Source organism: Rhizobium sp. BR 314, from assembly GCF_047445805.1.
GTDB lineage: Bacteria > Pseudomonadota > Alphaproteobacteria > Rhizobiales > Rhizobiaceae > Rhizobium > Rhizobium lusitanum_B.
Window position 1 is genome coordinate 155,933 of sequence record NZ_JARWLA010000012.1, and the last position, 14,314, is coordinate 170,246.

Genomic DNA, 14,314 nt, shown 5'->3' on the forward strand with positions numbered 1-14,314 from the left:
AACGCGACGATTGGCTCTGTCGCTATTGCTTGTCTTTGAAAAGATCCGAAATGGTCAGCCGGTAACCGACCGGCAACAATTGCAGGTCAAAGCGGCGCTCGATCGCGCCCCACAGACCCTGCGGCAAATAAAGCGAAAACAGCAAAGCTGCCGCGCCGAGGCCGACCAGATACCAGACCCCCGTCCCGCCAAACGCGGTTTCAATCACAAAGAACAACAGCGCCCCGAGGATCGCGCCCTCGAACTTGCCGATGCCGCCCACGAGCACCATGAAGATCATGTAGGCCGTCCATTGCACGCTGAAATAGGTCTTTGGCTGGAAGGTGACCGCGGTCGCCAGCCACAATCCGCCGGCAACAGCGATACCAAAAGCCGCAAGCACGAAGAGCAATCGCTTGGTAGCAGCTACTCGGACGCCAACCGAGGTTGCTGCGTCCTCATTGTCACGGATCGCCTGCATCGCCGCACCTGCCCGGCTGCGCATCAGGGCAAAGAGAGCACCAAGCAAGGCGATCATGGCTGCAAGCGCCAGCCAGTAGATCGCCACCCGCCGCGCAGCACTGTCGTAACCATTCAATGCAATGAGTGAGGTGCCGGTTTCTCCTTGAATGAGCCGGTCCAGATTGACGAGCAGATGGGCAAGCTCGGCGAGCACCCACATGCCGATCGCAAACTCCCCACCCTTCAGCCGCAGCATGAGCCATGACAACGGCACAGACAGAATGCCGGTGATAACAGCAGCAGCAAACACCGAGACAAATGGATCCAGCCCTGCATCCGCCAGACGAATGGTGAAATAGGCGCCGAGACCGAAGAAGACCTGCTGGCCGACGGAAACCAGGCCGGCGAAGCCCGCCAGCGCATTCCACATGGCAGCAAGGATGACGTAGATGAACAGAGTGGTCATCCGGTCGATGGCGCCGGCCCCGAGAACCGCAGGCGAAGCGGCAAGCAGGATGACAACCGCGATCATCAGAGCCAATGTCCGTCGAGATGAGGCGGTCCAGCGCTCGACGGATATTCCGGGAACAATCGTGATCATGTTGGGCTCCGAAGAAGCGCGCGGATCCTGCCGAGCCCCAGCAAAGGGAGCTGGCGGAGCCGAACGAATAGAACAAGCAGAAAGGCGACGTGGCCACCGATCAGGAAACCCTGCGGGTGGATTTGGGCGCCGATGGACTGCGCCAGACCGAGAACGATGCCGCCAACCAGGGTTCCCCAGAGAGAGCCCGCACCGCCGATCACCGCCGCTTCAAAAGCGAACAGCAGCTGCGGCCCGCCCGAATAGGGATTGAAGGTCGCCCGCATCGCAAGGAACGCCCCGGCGATACCGACGGTCACCATGGTAATCGCTGTTGCAACCGCATTGACCTTGCGAGCGTCGATGCCGACGAGACCAGCCGTATCGGGATCTTCCGCCGTCGCACGAATGGACCGGCCGAGAGCGAAACGACTGAGGAAGAGCTGCAGGCCGCCGAGAATGACGATCGCACTCACCATCATCAGCACGGCCAGTTTGCCGACGAAGATGTGGCCCGGCAGTTGCCACGAGGCGTAGGACAGATTGCCGATAAAGGGCGCCAGCGACCGCGTATCGGCGCCGAACTGCTCGAACAGTAGATTGTCGATCACGATCGACAATCCGAACGTCGTCAGGATCGGCAGAAGTGTGCCGCCACGGGCGCTCCGCTCGAGCACAAACCTCTGTAGCAACCAGCCCATGAGTGCCATGACGGGCAAAATGATCAGCAAGCCGGCGAAAGGCGGAACGCCGAGTTTCGCAGCCAGCAACCAAAGGCCGTAAGCAGCGACGACGGCAAAGCTGCCATGCGCGAGATTGATGACGCGCATGACCGAGAACATGAAGGACAATCCGCAGGCGATGACAGCATAATAGCCACCGAGCAGGACACCTTGAAGTAGGGTATTGATCATGACGCGCTCCTTTCGGCCGTTGCCCGATGCAGGCCGAAATAGGCTCTGGTGACATCATCGCGCGTGGCGCCGGACGCCGGTCTATCAAGGACGATATGCCCCTCAAGCATGCAGATGACGCGACTTGCGACGCTCATCGCCCGCGACAGGTCCTGCTCCACGAGAACGATCGTCGTGCCGGATGACAAAAGGCCTTGCAGCTGTTGATAGACGCGATCGACGACCAGCGGCGATAGCCCAAGCGATACCTCGTCGAGCAGCAGGATATCGGGATTGCTCATCAGCGCCCGGCCGATCGCAGTCGCCTGCTGTTCGCCACCCGACAAATGGCCGGTCTTGGCTTGGCGGCGTGGCTTCAAATTCGGAAAGGCATCGAAGACCCTCTCGACCGTCCAGGCGCCTTTGCGGCCAGAACTCTTGCCGAGCAGCAGATTTTCCTCGACCGTCATTTGCGAAAACAGTCGCCTGCCCTCCGGCACCAGGGCAATGCCTCTCGCAATGCGCTTGTGCGACGGAATGAGGGTGACATCAGCGCCATCGAGCAAGATCTGGCCGCCGGCGGGAAGATGCGCGCCGGCAATGGCGCGCAGCAATGTCGTCTTGCCGGCACCATTGGCTCCAACGAGGGCGAGCACTTCACCCTTGGCGAGGTCGAAACTGAGGCCGCGCACCGCTTGCAGCAAGCCGTGGCGAACATCGAGATTGCGCACGGAAAGGATCGTCATGCGGGCGTTCCTCCCAGGTAGGCACGCACCACCTCGGCGTCGTTCATGACAGCCTTCGGATCACCATCGGCAATGATCTTACCGGCATCCATGCAGATCAGCCGATCGACGACCTGCAGCAGGATATGGACCATATGTTCGATCCAGACGATGCCGATGCCCCGGCGGCGCAATTCGAGAATGGTCTCGACCAGTTCCGCCGCTTCGCCGTCGGTCAATCCACCGCCGATCTCGTCGAGCAGCAGCAACCGGGGGGACGTTGCAAGGGCGCGGGCCAATTCCAGTCGCTTACGATCAAGCAATCCAAGCGTGTCGGCCCGGCGGTTGGCAACGCCGAGCATGCCGCAGAGCCGCAAGGAATCAACCACCCGCTCATAGGCTTCGTCACGCTCGGACGCCTTGCCATGGGAGGCGGCAACAAAGACGTTTTCGAAGGTTGTCATGCCACTGAATGGTTTGGGAATCTGATGTGTTCTGACCAGACCGGACCGGCAGCGATCGGCCGCAGTTAGGGCGGTGACATTCTTCCCATCGAAGGAGATCGTCCCCGCGTTCAGCGGAAAGGCACCCGCTAGCGCACTCAGCAAGGTTGTTTTTCCTGCTCCGTTCGGACCCACAATGCCGACGGCGTCGCCGTCACCCATGGAAAAATCGATGTTTTCGAGAACCACAAGCGCCCCGAAGCGCTTGTGGATTCCCTTGGCCGACAGGAAATCCCGGTCTGGCCTATGTCGTTCTTGCTCCTGCACGATAGTCTCACCCATTATAAGCAATGAGCTTAGCCGCGACGGGCACGTTCGGATCGGTTGCATGCTCGGTGACGACATAGTCGAGCGCGAATTTCGAGCCGGCAGGCGCCTTCACCCATTGCGTGCCGATGATCGGCCCCGGAGACACGTTGGCGACGGGACCGTTGGTGAAATCCACCCTTCCGGCGATCGTCGTTGTCTTCAGCGTGCTCATTGCCTTAGCGACGGCCTCCTTGCTCTTGGCATCAGAAGCAGCCTTGAGGGCGTCAAAACCGGCATCGAGAAGCGAAAGGCTCGCACCGAGTTGCTGCGTCCATTGCTTGCCGCTTGCCGCCTCATAGCCATCGGCAAGCTCGGTTCCGGAGACACTCGTCAATGTCGACTTGTAAGGAAAGGCCTTGTGCCAATAGGCGGCACTGCCGATGTTCATACCAAGATCGCCGAGCGCCTCAATGTCAGACGGGAAGAGACCGGTCTTTGCAATCTGGCAAATCTTGATCTGCTGGGTGAGACCCTGCTGCGCCGCCTGTCGCCAGAAAGCGGCAAAATCCGGCGGGATCGGAAAGCTGTTGAAGATTTCTACGCCTTCCTGGCGAAACAGCGCGATCTGCGAGGAGAAGTCAGTCGTTCCAGTCTCGTAGGCGCCGGGATCGACGATGGTGAAGCCGGCCTTGGCGAGCGCCGGGGCCAGATTGGCGCGGATCGCATTGCCATCCGCATCGTTCGGATACATGACGCCGACCTTCTTGTTGGTCTCGATCAGGTTCCACTGCGAAATATAGGTCTTCAGGAATTCTCCGACACCAAAACCGAAGTGATAGGTCCATTTGAACGGCGACGGTGCGCCGGGCTTGGCGCCACGACCGAAATACCAGGCCTCCCACGGCATGACAGTCGAAAGGCAGGGAACACCCGCCGCCTCGCAGGCATCGGCAACGGGATTGATCGTCTCCGGCGTCGAAACGGCCAGCATGAGATCCACCGCCTGGTTGTTGATGAGATCCTTTGCCAATTGCCCGGCCCGTGACGGATCGGACTGCGTGTCGCGGTCGAGGATCTCCACCTTCCATGTTTTACCCCCGATCTGCAGGCCGCCAGCCAGGGCCTTGCGCGCGAGATCCAGGACGTAGCCATCCGTCTCGCCGAAGCCACCAAGCGGCCCCGTGCGCGGGCTGATGAAGCCGACCTTCAACGTATCGTCGGCAGCAAAAGCGGCACGATTGCCGATTGCAATTGCGGTGGCGCCAGCTGCCGTCGCCACCATAAACCCGCGCCGCGTCAACCCACTCATCAATTTCGGCCTGTTGAACTTATCCGTCATGTGATCTTCCTCCCTTTTTGCCGGAGCCCTCTTACTCCGCATGCCCTTGTGCATTTCCGGCCGCCAACGTCAGATCGGATAGTCTCGCCTGCCCGACGCAAGCGTGATCCAGCGTAGCTCCGTGAATTCGTCGATGGCCGCCTTGCTGCCAAAGCGGCCGTAGCCGCTTGATTTGACGCCGCCGAACGGCATTTGCGGCTCGTCTGCAACTGTTGCTTCGTTGATGTGGCATATACCGGTCTCGATGCGCTTTGCGACGATGAGCGCCTGATTGATGTCGCGGCTGAATATCGCGGACGACAAGCCATATTCATTGTCATTGGCGACGGTGATCGCCTCATCGATGCTCTCGACGCGGATAATCGCGGCGACCGGCCCGAAGCTTTCCTCGCGATAGATGCGCATGGCGGGCGTTACCTGGTCGATGATCGTGGCGTCGATCAAAGTGCCGCGCGCATGCCCGCCACAGGCGATCACCGCCCCTTTCTGCGTGGCATCTTCCACGAGGGCGCGAACACGCCTTGCCGCTTCCGCAGTGATCATCGTTCCGAGCGGCGTGTTGCCGTCGCGCGGATTGCCCGCGACAAGTGTTTGAGCCTTCGCCTTGAACTTGTCGACGAACTCATCGGCAATCGCCTCCATCAAGATGATGCGTTCGGTCGACATGCAGATCTGGCCCTGGTTCATGAAGGCACCGAAGGCGGCGGCCCGCACGGCCTCATCGATATCGGCATCGGCAAGCACGATAAACGGCGCTTTGCCGCCAAGTTCCAGCAGGCATCGTTTGAGATGCCGCGCCGAGGCTTCGGCGATGAGACGGCCGACGCGCGTCGAACCGGTAAAATTGATCCGGCGCACGGCAGGATGCGCGATCAATGTCTCGACGATCGCCGCTGCATCCTTGGGAGCATTTGTGATGACATTGACGACACCGGGCGGGAAACCGGCATCGCGCATCACCTCGCCGATAAGGCAGTGAGTTCGAGGGCAAAGTTCGGATGCCTTCAGGATGACCGTATTGCCGCAGGCAAGCGGCATGGCGATAGCGCGGACGCCGAGAATGATCGGCGCGTTCCACGGGGCAATTCCAAGGCAGACCCCGGCTGGCTGGCGCACAGCCATTGCGAGGCTGCCCTGTTCACTGGAGGGGATGATTTCGCCCGCGACCTGTGTCGTCATGGCAGCTGCCTCGCGCAAAATTTCGGCTGCGAGGTCACAATTGATCGCAGCCCAGAGCGCGGTCGCTCCGGTTTCGCCGACCATCGCTGCAACGAATTCTGCCCGACGTACCGTCAGAATGTCGGCCGCCTTGTTGAGACATTTCCGGCGCTCACCAGGCCCGGTCTGCGACCATGCGGGAAAAGCGGCCGCTGCGGCTGAGGCAGCGCGGGCTGCATCCGCCACCGAAGCCGCCGGCGCGATGGTGGCGACATCTCCGGTCGCCGGATCAATGCATTCGAAAGTGGCTGCGTCCAAAGCATCGGACGCTTCATTATCGATCAGCAGCTTTGCCACGAACATCGCGATCGTCCACATTTGTGCAGGCACCGCCTACAGTTTTCCGGGTGGGAGCGGCACGCAGGGCGGCGCGGCGCGATGGAACCGCAAGCGCCTGATAGTTCCTGTGGAGGCCTCCTCCCAAAGGCTCATGAAGAGAGATTACGTGGTTACCGAGAGCTTTGAATGTGATTTTCTGGGTTAATATTGCAAATATCTGGCAATCATGTCATCGGTTCGTCATGCCACACAGAGGAGAGTGCGTTGGTTTCCGACAGCGGCATTCATCTGCATGCGCGCGGAGAATGGCGCGAGCCGTCATTGACGCTTCGGACGATCCGTTTCCAGAAGGGCCTATACGCGCAGTTTCATCATCTCTGCCTGCTGCAAGCGGGAACGGCGACATTGGCGCTGGAGGGAGAAGAGCCAAGATCCCTGCAGGCGCCGACCATCGCCTATATGCCGCCGCAGTCGCGCTGCGAGCTGCATATGGCCGCTGGGGCCGCGGGCTTCATCATAGGTGCCTCGACGCAAATCATCGTCGACGCCATCGGCGATCGCGCCGAATCCTACGCGCTCAGAATCTTCAGCGAGCAGCCATGGTTCATGGCCGAGCCGGATGCCGAAGCCGTCAACGAGCTGCAACCACTGGTGGCTGGTTTCGTGCGCGAACTCGGCGACCCCTCCCGCGCGTCCTGGATGGCGATTGCAGCCTATATGCGCCTGATCTTTATGGCGCTTTGGCGGGCCGCCGGCGCGGAAGCTGCAGAGCAGCGCGGACGTGGCGGTGGAGCATCAGTGCTGCAAAGATACCGGCAGCTTGTCGAGATCGGTTTCCGGCAGCATCGATCGATAACGGATTATGCGCGGGAGCTCGGCGTGACCACGGATCGGCTGCACTCCATCTGCAGCAGCGAGCTTGGCCGTTCGCCCGTTCAGTTGTTGCACGAACGGGTCGTGCAGGAGGCTAAACTGCGATTGGAGCGATCCGCTCGCACCGTCCAGGAGATTTCCGATGGGCTCGGCTTCCGCGATCCCACTTATTTCAGCCATTTCTTCAAGAAAAAAACCGGCTTCTCGCCTGCCATCTATCGAGACCTCGCCCGTAAGAGCGAGGCCTCAACGGTCACCTTGTCCTCGGGCTACGCCGATTGGCCCTGATATCTAGATATCCGGATATCGATCATACGATCAGTCCCTTCATCGGCATGACATGATCGGAACCTGGGAAGACGTCGCGCGCCAGCACCACCGGTGACGCACCGAGCAGATCGACGGCGATCCCCTTGATGACTGCGCGCAGGTCGGTCGTCGCGGCAAGATCTCGGCCGTCACGCAGTTGCGCCGGCTTGAGACCCGGCCAATCTGCAATCACCCGGCCGCCCTTGATCGCACCACCGGCAAGGAAAGCCGTTGTCCCGGTGCCATGGTCGGTGCCTTCCGTGCCGTTGACCTGCGCAGTCCGGCCAAATTCGGTTGCAACGACGATCGCCGTGTCCTTCCACACCGGTCCAAGTTCTTGCTGGAAGGCCGCCAGTGAGTTATCGAGCCCGACAAGCAGCTTGTTCAGCCGGTCAACTTCACCGGCATGGGTGTCCCAACCTTCGAAGGCAAGGGCAGCGACACGGGGACCGTCTTCTTGCGCCAGCAGGCGCGCAGCGCCTCTTGCCATCTGCTCCATGCCTGTCGGATCGCCAGGACCGCCCCTTGCCTTGACGTCGAGACCGGCCGCGATCTTTCCGGTGGAAATGCCCTCCGCCAGGATTTTCGCGAAAAGCGGATCAGTGTGGGTGTAGAGATCCATCAACCGCGGCGGCAAGTCGTCGCTGACGGGCTGAAGATTGGACGGCGACCAGCCGAGGACCGGCGCCTTGCCTCGAATGACGAGCGGCGCATTGGCCCCAACCGACAGTCCACGGAACGCCGATGCATCTGGAGAAACTTTATCGCCCTTGGGAAGCCCCTCGAGCATCCGATTCAACCAGCCTGAATCGACGCGGCCGGGCATTTCATAACCGGATTCCAACACGTCCTGACCATCGAAATGCGATCGATCGCGATAGGGCGTCGCGCTGGCATGGACGACGGCCGCCTGTCCCGCACGATAAAGCTGGTTGAAATTCGGCATCGAAGGATGCAGCGCAAAGAAGCTGTCGAGCGGTAGCGCCGCATGCGGACCGCTCGTCGTCATGGCGATCGATTGCCGCAAAGCCTGATAATCGGGGTCACCAATGGGTGGAACGGCCGTCAACCCGTCAAGCGCACCACGCAGGATGATGGTGATGAAACGCGGGTCACGCCCGCCCGCGGCATAGGCGAAGCGCGGGATGAAGGCCCAGGCAAACAGAGCACCAGAAGCGCCAAGAATGGCGCGGCGAGTAGGAGTCATCAATTCGCAAGTCATGATCAACGCCTTTGAAATTCGGGGGAAAGATAGGCGATCGCCAGGCCCTGACTGCGCGTTTCCGCTCGCGACACGGCCTGCAGCGTTTCCTTCGAAAGAAGCGGCCCCAGACTGTCGGAGATGAAACGGCGCGGATCGATCTGCGGTGGCACCGCATTCGCTATCATGTTGGCAACATCCATGCGCATGCTAAGGCTCTCGCTGGACGCCCAGACATCGACGGTATCGGCAAACCCGTTCGGTCCGGCTGGAGCCCAGAATGGTTGACCCATGGCATTCAAGGTGCCGAGAATGACATTCGGCTTCGGCGTTTCGCCGCTCGCGCGCAGAAGCGCGGTCATGAATTCCAGCGGCGAGCGAACCTTGGAAAGCGTTGGATTCCAGGCGTCTTCAGAGCCGACGAGCGCGCTGTAGACGGCCGAGAGATCGCCATCGGTCTTGCTGAAGGTGGCAGCAACCGCCTGCACAAGTGCCGGGGGCGGCGTGTCGGCGACGAAATGCCGGACTAGCTTCGTGGCGATGTGCTGAGCGGTCGCGGGGTGGCGGGCAAGATCCCGTAGCACTTCACGCCCCTGCCCAACGCCGTTGTCGGCATAGGTGAGGCCAAGGAGTGTCTGATCGCCGGGCTCATGTGCGCCGGCATTGAAGACGAAAGTCCCGGGAGCGCCGAGCTTTCCTTCGGCGCGCGCCACCGTCCAGCCGGTGATGATCTTGGCAAGCGTCGTCACATCGGTCTGTGTGTAGCCGCCATTGACGCCAAGCGTGTGAAGTTCCAGCGTTTCGCGAGCGAGGTTCTCATTCAGACCGCGCTTCTTGTTGCCGTTGGCTTTGGAGTTTGGCCCGATCGACTGCTGATTGTCGAGATAGCCGAGCATGGCCGGATGGGTTTCGACGGCAAGCAGCATGTCGGCGAAACGCCCGAAGACATGCGGGCGAATGGCTTCGCGCTCGAAAGCGCCGGCCACGATATGGACCTCTTCGCTCTTGGAGACTGCGACCGCGAAGTGGTTTGCCCAGAACATGGCAAGCCGCTCGCCAAAACCGATGAGCGGCTGCCGGATGGTGCCGTTAAAGCGAGCATCCACTTCGGCAAGCAGGATCTGCTGCGGAAGATAGGGCATGGCGGGCTGCATCGGCTTGTCGACGGGCTTGCCGGGTGGCGGCGCCATCGCCTGATTACCCGGTTGGGCAGCCATGGCGCCGGCAGGCTGTGGCGCAGCCTGCTGCGGCCGTGGCGGACCTTGCACCAGCTTGTCCTGCGGCGAGGCGGCAACAGCAGTGACCGCCTGTTGCCTCGCCTGCTTGCGCTGCTCCTGAAAAGCATAAAGAGCGACCAGAAGATTGGCCGTCGATTGAAGTTCCGGCCCGACTGGAACAGGAACGAAGCGTTCGGTGATCTCTTCCATTAGTGCGCCGCGCGGATCGGATGCGATCGGCGCGGTGCCATTGTGGTCGGCTCCCAACCCGAACCGGGAAAGGGCGAGCGCGGCATAAACATCATTCGATTGCTGAGCCATGTTCCTGCCAACTCCTGTATCAAACACATAGCTTAAACGCGGGTGCGTTTCCGATCCGTCGGTCGGCGAGTGTGATCATTTCGTGACGGCGCCCCTCGGCACGCTGCGCCGGATCATGCTTTCGGCAAGGGCGCGGCGTTCGTCGTAGGAAAGCGTTGCAGCGAAATCCACGGCGCGTTGCTCAAGCTTGGCCCGCAACCCGATATCGGCATTGCGCGCCCTTGCCAATGCAGCCGAGAGTGCCGCCGTATCCAGTGTCGGCTGGCCTAAAATCGAAGCGGCATCGACCTTAGCCTGCTGCGCATCGAGAATGGTCTGGCGCTCTTCCTTGCGTGCCTCGTTGAGAGCAGCCCTCAGTGCCTTCCTCTCACTCGACGGCAGTTGTTCGCCGCCCAGGGGCATTGCACCGACGGGTGCCCGCGAATTGCGGATCCAGGTCAATCCCCCGCCCGCCAGCCCCGCGATCAGAAAGGTGTTCAACACGAGCAGCGCTATGACCAATATTCGGAAACTGCGATCTGTCATTGGCTTTCCTGCGTTATAGTCACGTCCGATCCGATGTCGCCGAACATGGTGCTCGTCCCCTCCGACACGACGGTGGTTTCCGATGTCAGGCTTGGCGCCAGCACGGCGATGGCGACGCTGCCCGCAAAGGCGCCGGCAAGTCCGACGCCGACAAGACCAATGCCCGCCGAGCCGAACCGGAACCAGTTGCGGATCCGCGACCGGCGCGAAAGCTGCCCGACGATCTGGCTACCAAGCCGCAAGGGGATCGGTTTCAGCGTGTAGGTGTCAAGCAATGCATCGAGATCAGCGGCGCGATCCAGCACGTCATACGCATTGTTTTGCGCGGTATATTCGCGGGCGGCCGCGCGCTCTGCCTGCGGCCAGCGGCTGATGTCGCCGCCATAAGCGTCGGCCATTTTGGCAAACCGCTCGCTACTCATCGGGCCTGCGATATGTTCAACCATCGCCCTGTTCCTTCAACAACAGCGCCTGCAATGAACGCCTTCCTCGCGCCAGCAAGCTCTCCAATGCGTCCACGCTGACATCCATGATCGCAGCCGCTTCCACATTCGACAGCGCCTGATAATAAACCAGAATGATTGCCTCGCGCTGCCGAGGCGCAATCATCTGCATGGCCAGTTCCACCCGCCGCGATGGATCTTCCTCGCTCATCAGCCCCGCATCCGGTGCCGGCCCCTCATATTCGATTTCAGGCGGCGACTCGGCCAGGACGTCCTTGCGCCGGCGCAGGCGGTCATAGCAAAGGTTGATCGCCACGCGATGCACCCATGTGCTGAAGCGAGCGTTGCGCTGGCGCCAGCCGCCGGCATTTTTCCACACGCGCAGGAAGGTTTCCTGCGCCACATCCTCAGCTTCGACGGCATCACCGAGCATACGGGTTGCCACCGAAAGGATACGCGGCAGTTGCCGCGTCACCATCATGCGCATCGCCGGCACGTCGCCGGCGGCGATACGGCCCACCAGATCCCCTTCCAGGTCGCCATTCTCGGGCGCGCGATCCCTTTTCATCGACAATCGCCACCGTCCAAAATTCGAGCGCTCTGCGCATTGCACGCCCCTTCCGCGCCGTTGACAAGAGGGCCGTGTCTGTTCGTCTTTCCCGGCACGGGATACCAATCCGATCGCAGCGTCTCTTTCCTTCGACATGAAGCATGGGGTCTCAACCGTTGAACGGCCAGGCCGCCGAAATCCGTCGCTCCGGCATCACCGATTTTGGACTATTTCCGCAGACCCGATGTCTCTTTCGGGAACCACAAAAAGCCGGCTCGCCCAGGCCGGAAGACCGCAAGGTCTCCCACCGGGCTGCCGGCCCATGCGAAGATCCGAATCCCGAGGCGATTTCTTATCAGAGTGTCAGCAGATCGGTTGTCGTCTGATCCTGCGTGTCGGAAGCGTAGAGATTGCCAAGTTGCGGGCGCTGCGCCTTTATTGCCGCTTCGAACTGGTTTTGCGTTAGGGATCCCGAGCCAGAAGTATCAAGGCTGCCGAACAGTGCAGTCGCCTGATCCGCACCCATGTCGGACGGTCGCGCAGCAACGAATTCAGCTTCCGTGACATTGCCGTCACCATCGGTATCCATGGAGGAAAAGGCCTTGGAGAGCTCTTCATCACCCATCCTGCCGCCATGGTGCATATGATGGCCGGTCTTCATCGCCTTTGCCAGTTGCTCTTCGGTGAGCGAGCCGGTCTTATCCTTGTCGAAGCTCTCAAACAGCTTGCTAGCCTGGTCCGCACTGACATTTGCCGGACGCGCGGCAACGAATTCCGCCTCGCTGATATTGCCATCACCATTGGTGTCCATGGCTTTGATCAGGTCAGCCTGTTTGCTGCTTTGAGAGTTCGTCGCTACTACCGGCTGAGAGCTCGATGTCGAGCCGGCAGAATCGCTGTCGGACTTGGCACTCGAACCGCCGGTGTCGCCACCGCCACTACCGGACTGAAGATTGAGAATAACGTTCATCAACTGCGCGATCAGCTGCTGGGCGGCAGAAATCTGAGACTGGTCGTCCGATGACGAAGAGGTACCTGCATCGGATGAATTGCCGGAAGAGCCGGCGGCCGGGATCAAGGATGCCGAATCGTCGTTGACGGAGGATGTTGAGCGAGATGTCTGATACTGAAAATAGCGATTGGACAGAACTGAGGTAATGCTCGTCATTGGGGCCTCCAGGTGCGAGCGTTGAGAGGGACTCCGATGGCCTGCGCATATACGAACTCAACACAGAACCGCCAAGGCATGCCCGCGCAGACGCAATGCCACGGCTCTTGACCATCGATATGGGCGGAGGATTGCCGAGGACGGAGATCAAAGCCGTTCTGTGCCCCGGTTTGGCGGATAAAGCCAATCATGAAGCGGCTGAACTCAGAATCGCCCGAAGTTATTCGTCGCCGTCATGGCGCTATCGGCATCTGCACATTTTCGATATTGCACTTCCCAACGCCGCGAAATTGCACAAGGAAACTTGTGCGTGGCTTATAGGCGCTTGACGAATACCTCTCGTTGCGATTTTCTTTCTCGATTTTTAGAGAATGTCCAAACTTCGCTTCGCCGCCCTATGCTGCAGATCCAAGAAGATGACGAGCACCGGCGCGACGTTGATGGAGCAAGAAACTAAGAATAAGAATGAGGGGGTCGCTTGAGAATGGGCACATGTGGAGAACTGAATGAGGCGCACTAAGGAGGAGGCTGCAGAAACGAGGAATGAGATTTTGCAGTCCGCAAAAGCGCTGTTTCTCGACAAAGGATATGAAAACGTAAGCCTGGAAGAAATTGCCACGGCGGCCGGTGTGACGCGGGGGGCGGTTCACTGGCACTTCAAGAACAAGCAGGGGCTGATGTTCGCAATCCGCGACGAGGCCCAGCAGCCATTCGATGAATTGGCCGAGCGGATGTCGCGGGAATTGCCGCCCAACCCACTCGACCTTATTGCCGACGCCATTGCATCCATATTCGAGGACGTTCAGCACGACCCGCGCAAGCGCAGCATGCTGAAGGTCATGATGCATCTCGATATGGCTTTCTGCGACGGCACGACGAACCGTGCCAGCTCCTTCCGGCAGGACATGCACGACAATTTCGAGCGTATTTTCAAGTTGATGAATGAGAAGACCCAACTGCCGCCGCCCTGGACGCCGGATACTGCCGCGTCAGCGCTGACAGCCGTCATCGGCGGCCTTATCACCGAATGGACGCTGGATCGGGGCAATTTCCAGCTCGTGCCTTGCGGGCAGATGTTCATCAAGATGGTTTTGAAGACTTGGTTCCCATCGGTCCAGACGCACGACATAGCGACGCCTGTCGCCTGAAACTAAAAAGGATCCGGAGGGAAAGCCGGATCCTTTCTCTTTGATCGGAGGTCAACCGATCACGATGAGAAGCCTGACGGATTGGAACATCAGGCTTCTCTTACCCGGCGCGGGGCCGGGTAATCTCTCAATTAGAAGCTACGCTGGAAGCGCAGGATACCAGCCCACTGATCCTGGTTCACAGAATCGAAGTTGGTGTAGGAGACTTCCGGCTCGATGAGCAGGTTCTTGACCGGGTTCCACTTCAGGTTCGTGGTCGCGGCAAAGATCTTCGAGTCGGTGTAGGCGAGCTGCAGGTTCCACTTCAGCTTTTCGTTGATCGGAACGCTTGC

15 protein-coding genes are annotated in these 14,314 nt (G+C 60.2%); 2 read left to right on the forward strand and 13 right to left on the reverse strand.

All coding sequences use genetic code 11. The features are described from left to right. Nucleotides 1–22 precede the first annotated feature (22 nt). From QD461_RS17380 to QD461_RS17405, 6 genes are all read right to left on the reverse strand, one after another. Nucleotides 23–1,042, reverse strand: coding sequence for a branched-chain amino acid ABC transporter permease (locus tag QD461_RS17380; protein ID WP_414088853.1), 1,020 nt, complete (start codon nucleotides 1,040–1,042; stop codon nucleotides 23–25). Beyond that, the gene (locus QD461_RS17385) at nucleotides 1,039–1,935 is read right to left on the reverse strand and encodes a branched-chain amino acid ABC transporter permease (RefSeq protein ID WP_414088854.1); all 897 of its coding nucleotides are present in this window, start codon (nucleotides 1,933–1,935) and stop codon (nucleotides 1,039–1,041) included. Before QD461_RS17385 ends, QD461_RS17380 begins: the two co-directional genes overlap by 4 nt. Further along, on the reverse strand, nucleotides 1,932–2,660 hold the full coding sequence (locus QD461_RS17390) for an ABC transporter ATP-binding protein (RefSeq protein ID WP_414088855.1): 729 nt from the start codon (nucleotides 2,658–2,660) through the stop codon (nucleotides 1,932–1,934). The genes QD461_RS17385 and QD461_RS17390 overlap by 4 nt, the downstream gene beginning before the upstream one ends. Continuing rightward, complete coding sequence (locus QD461_RS17395) at nucleotides 2,657–3,424, reverse strand: ABC transporter ATP-binding protein (RefSeq protein WP_414088856.1); 768 nt, start codon at nucleotides 3,422–3,424, stop codon at nucleotides 2,657–2,659. The genes QD461_RS17390 and QD461_RS17395 overlap by 4 nt, the downstream gene beginning before the upstream one ends. Next, complete coding sequence (locus QD461_RS17400; protein WP_414088857.1) at nucleotides 3,417–4,730, reverse strand: ABC transporter substrate-binding protein; 1,314 nt, start codon at nucleotides 4,728–4,730, stop codon at nucleotides 3,417–3,419. The genes QD461_RS17395 and QD461_RS17400 overlap by 8 nt, the downstream gene beginning before the upstream one ends. Nucleotides 4,731–4,799: 69 nt before the next feature. Beyond that, the gene (locus tag QD461_RS17405) at nucleotides 4,800–6,251 is read right to left on the reverse strand and encodes an aldehyde dehydrogenase (RefSeq protein WP_414088858.1); all 1,452 of its coding nucleotides are present in this window, start codon (nucleotides 6,249–6,251) and stop codon (nucleotides 4,800–4,802) included. A gap of 240 nt (nucleotides 6,252–6,491) precedes the next feature. Here QD461_RS17405 and QD461_RS17410 point away from each other — a divergent pair, with 240 nt between their 5' ends. Beyond that, the gene (locus tag QD461_RS17410) at nucleotides 6,492–7,388 is read left to right on the forward strand and encodes a helix-turn-helix transcriptional regulator (protein WP_414088859.1); all 897 of its coding nucleotides are present in this window, start codon (nucleotides 6,492–6,494) and stop codon (nucleotides 7,386–7,388) included. A gap of 22 nt (nucleotides 7,389–7,410) precedes the next feature. Here QD461_RS17410 and QD461_RS17415 read toward each other — a convergent pair whose 3' ends face one another. The 6 genes from QD461_RS17415 to QD461_RS17440 form a co-directional block, all read right to left on the reverse strand. Further along, complete coding sequence (locus QD461_RS17415; RefSeq protein WP_414088860.1) at nucleotides 7,411–8,631, reverse strand: DUF1501 domain-containing protein; 1,221 nt, start codon at nucleotides 8,629–8,631, stop codon at nucleotides 7,411–7,413. 2 nt (nucleotides 8,632–8,633) lie between these two features. Further along, the gene (locus tag QD461_RS17420; protein WP_414088861.1) at nucleotides 8,634–10,148 is read right to left on the reverse strand and encodes a DUF1800 domain-containing protein; all 1,515 of its coding nucleotides are present in this window, start codon (nucleotides 10,146–10,148) and stop codon (nucleotides 8,634–8,636) included. Between the two features lie 75 nt (nucleotides 10,149–10,223). Continuing rightward, nucleotides 10,224–10,673, reverse strand: a complete 450-nt coding sequence (locus QD461_RS17425) for a periplasmic heavy metal sensor (protein ID WP_414088862.1) — start codon at nucleotides 10,671–10,673, stop codon at nucleotides 10,224–10,226. Continuing rightward, nucleotides 10,670–11,119, reverse strand: a complete 450-nt coding sequence (locus QD461_RS17430; protein WP_414088863.1) for a hypothetical protein — start codon at nucleotides 11,117–11,119, stop codon at nucleotides 10,670–10,672. Before QD461_RS17430 ends, QD461_RS17425 begins: the two co-directional genes overlap by 4 nt. Further along, a complete protein-coding gene (locus QD461_RS17435) occupies nucleotides 11,112–11,822 on the reverse strand; it encodes an RNA polymerase sigma factor (protein ID WP_414088864.1) in 711 nt (236 codons plus the stop codon). Before QD461_RS17435 ends, QD461_RS17430 begins: the two co-directional genes overlap by 8 nt. A 199-nt stretch (nucleotides 11,823–12,021) precedes the next feature. After that, entirely contained in the window at nucleotides 12,022–12,834 is an 813-nt protein-coding gene (locus tag QD461_RS17440; protein WP_414088865.1) for an EF-hand domain-containing protein, read from the reverse strand. Nucleotides 12,835–13,340: 506 nt separating this feature from the next. Here QD461_RS17440 and QD461_RS17445 point away from each other — a divergent pair. Continuing rightward, nucleotides 13,341–13,982 carry a TetR family transcriptional regulator gene (locus QD461_RS17445; RefSeq protein ID WP_414088867.1) on the forward strand — a complete coding sequence of 214 codons (642 nt, stop codon included), beginning with the start codon at nucleotides 13,341–13,343 and terminating at the stop codon, nucleotides 13,980–13,982. A 131-nt stretch (nucleotides 13,983–14,113) separates the two neighbouring features. Here QD461_RS17445 and QD461_RS17450 read toward each other — a convergent pair. Then, nucleotides 14,114–14,314 (reverse strand): porin (locus tag QD461_RS17450; protein WP_414088868.1); only part of this gene is annotated, 201 nt, incomplete at its 5' end.

Coding starts and splice junctions, on each gene's coding strand:
- QD461_RS17385 (WP_414088854.1), bottom strand. CDS start 1,935: ATGATCAATACCCTACTTCAAGGTGTCCTGCTCGGTGGCTATTATGCT.
- QD461_RS17420 (WP_414088861.1), bottom strand. CDS start 10,148: ATGGCTCAGCAATCGAATGATGTTTATGCCGCGCTCGCCCTTTCCCGG.
- QD461_RS17395 (WP_414088856.1), bottom strand. CDS start 3,424: ATGGGTGAGACTATCGTGCAGGAGCAAGAACGACATAGGCCAGACCGG.
- QD461_RS17390 (WP_414088855.1), bottom strand. CDS start 2,660: ATGACGATCCTTTCCGTGCGCAATCTCGATGTTCGCCACGGCTTGCTG.
- QD461_RS17425 (WP_414088862.1), bottom strand. CDS start 10,673: ATGACAGATCGCAGTTTCCGAATATTGGTCATAGCGCTGCTCGTGTTG.
- QD461_RS17440 (WP_414088865.1), bottom strand. CDS start 12,834: ATGACGAGCATTACCTCAGTTCTGTCCAATCGCTATTTTCAGTATCAG.
- QD461_RS17405 (WP_414088858.1), bottom strand. CDS start 6,251: ATGTTCGTGGCAAAGCTGCTGATCGATAATGAAGCGTCCGATGCTTTG.
- QD461_RS17415 (WP_414088860.1), bottom strand. CDS start 8,631: ATGACTTGCGAATTGATGACTCCTACTCGCCGCGCCATTCTTGGCGCT.
- QD461_RS17400 (WP_414088857.1), bottom strand. CDS start 4,730: ATGACGGATAAGTTCAACAGGCCGAAATTGATGAGTGGGTTGACGCGG.
- QD461_RS17430 (WP_414088863.1), bottom strand. CDS start 11,119: ATGGTTGAACATATCGCAGGCCCGATGAGTAGCGAGCGGTTTGCCAAA.
- QD461_RS17380 (WP_414088853.1), bottom strand. CDS start 1,042: ATGATCACGATTGTTCCCGGAATATCCGTCGAGCGCTGGACCGCCTCA.
- QD461_RS17445 (WP_414088867.1), top strand. CDS start 13,341: ATGAGGCGCACTAAGGAGGAGGCTGCAGAAACGAGGAATGAGATTTTG.
- QD461_RS17435 (WP_414088864.1), bottom strand. CDS start 11,822: ATGTCGAAGGAAAGAGACGCTGCGATCGGATTGGTATCCCGTGCCGGG.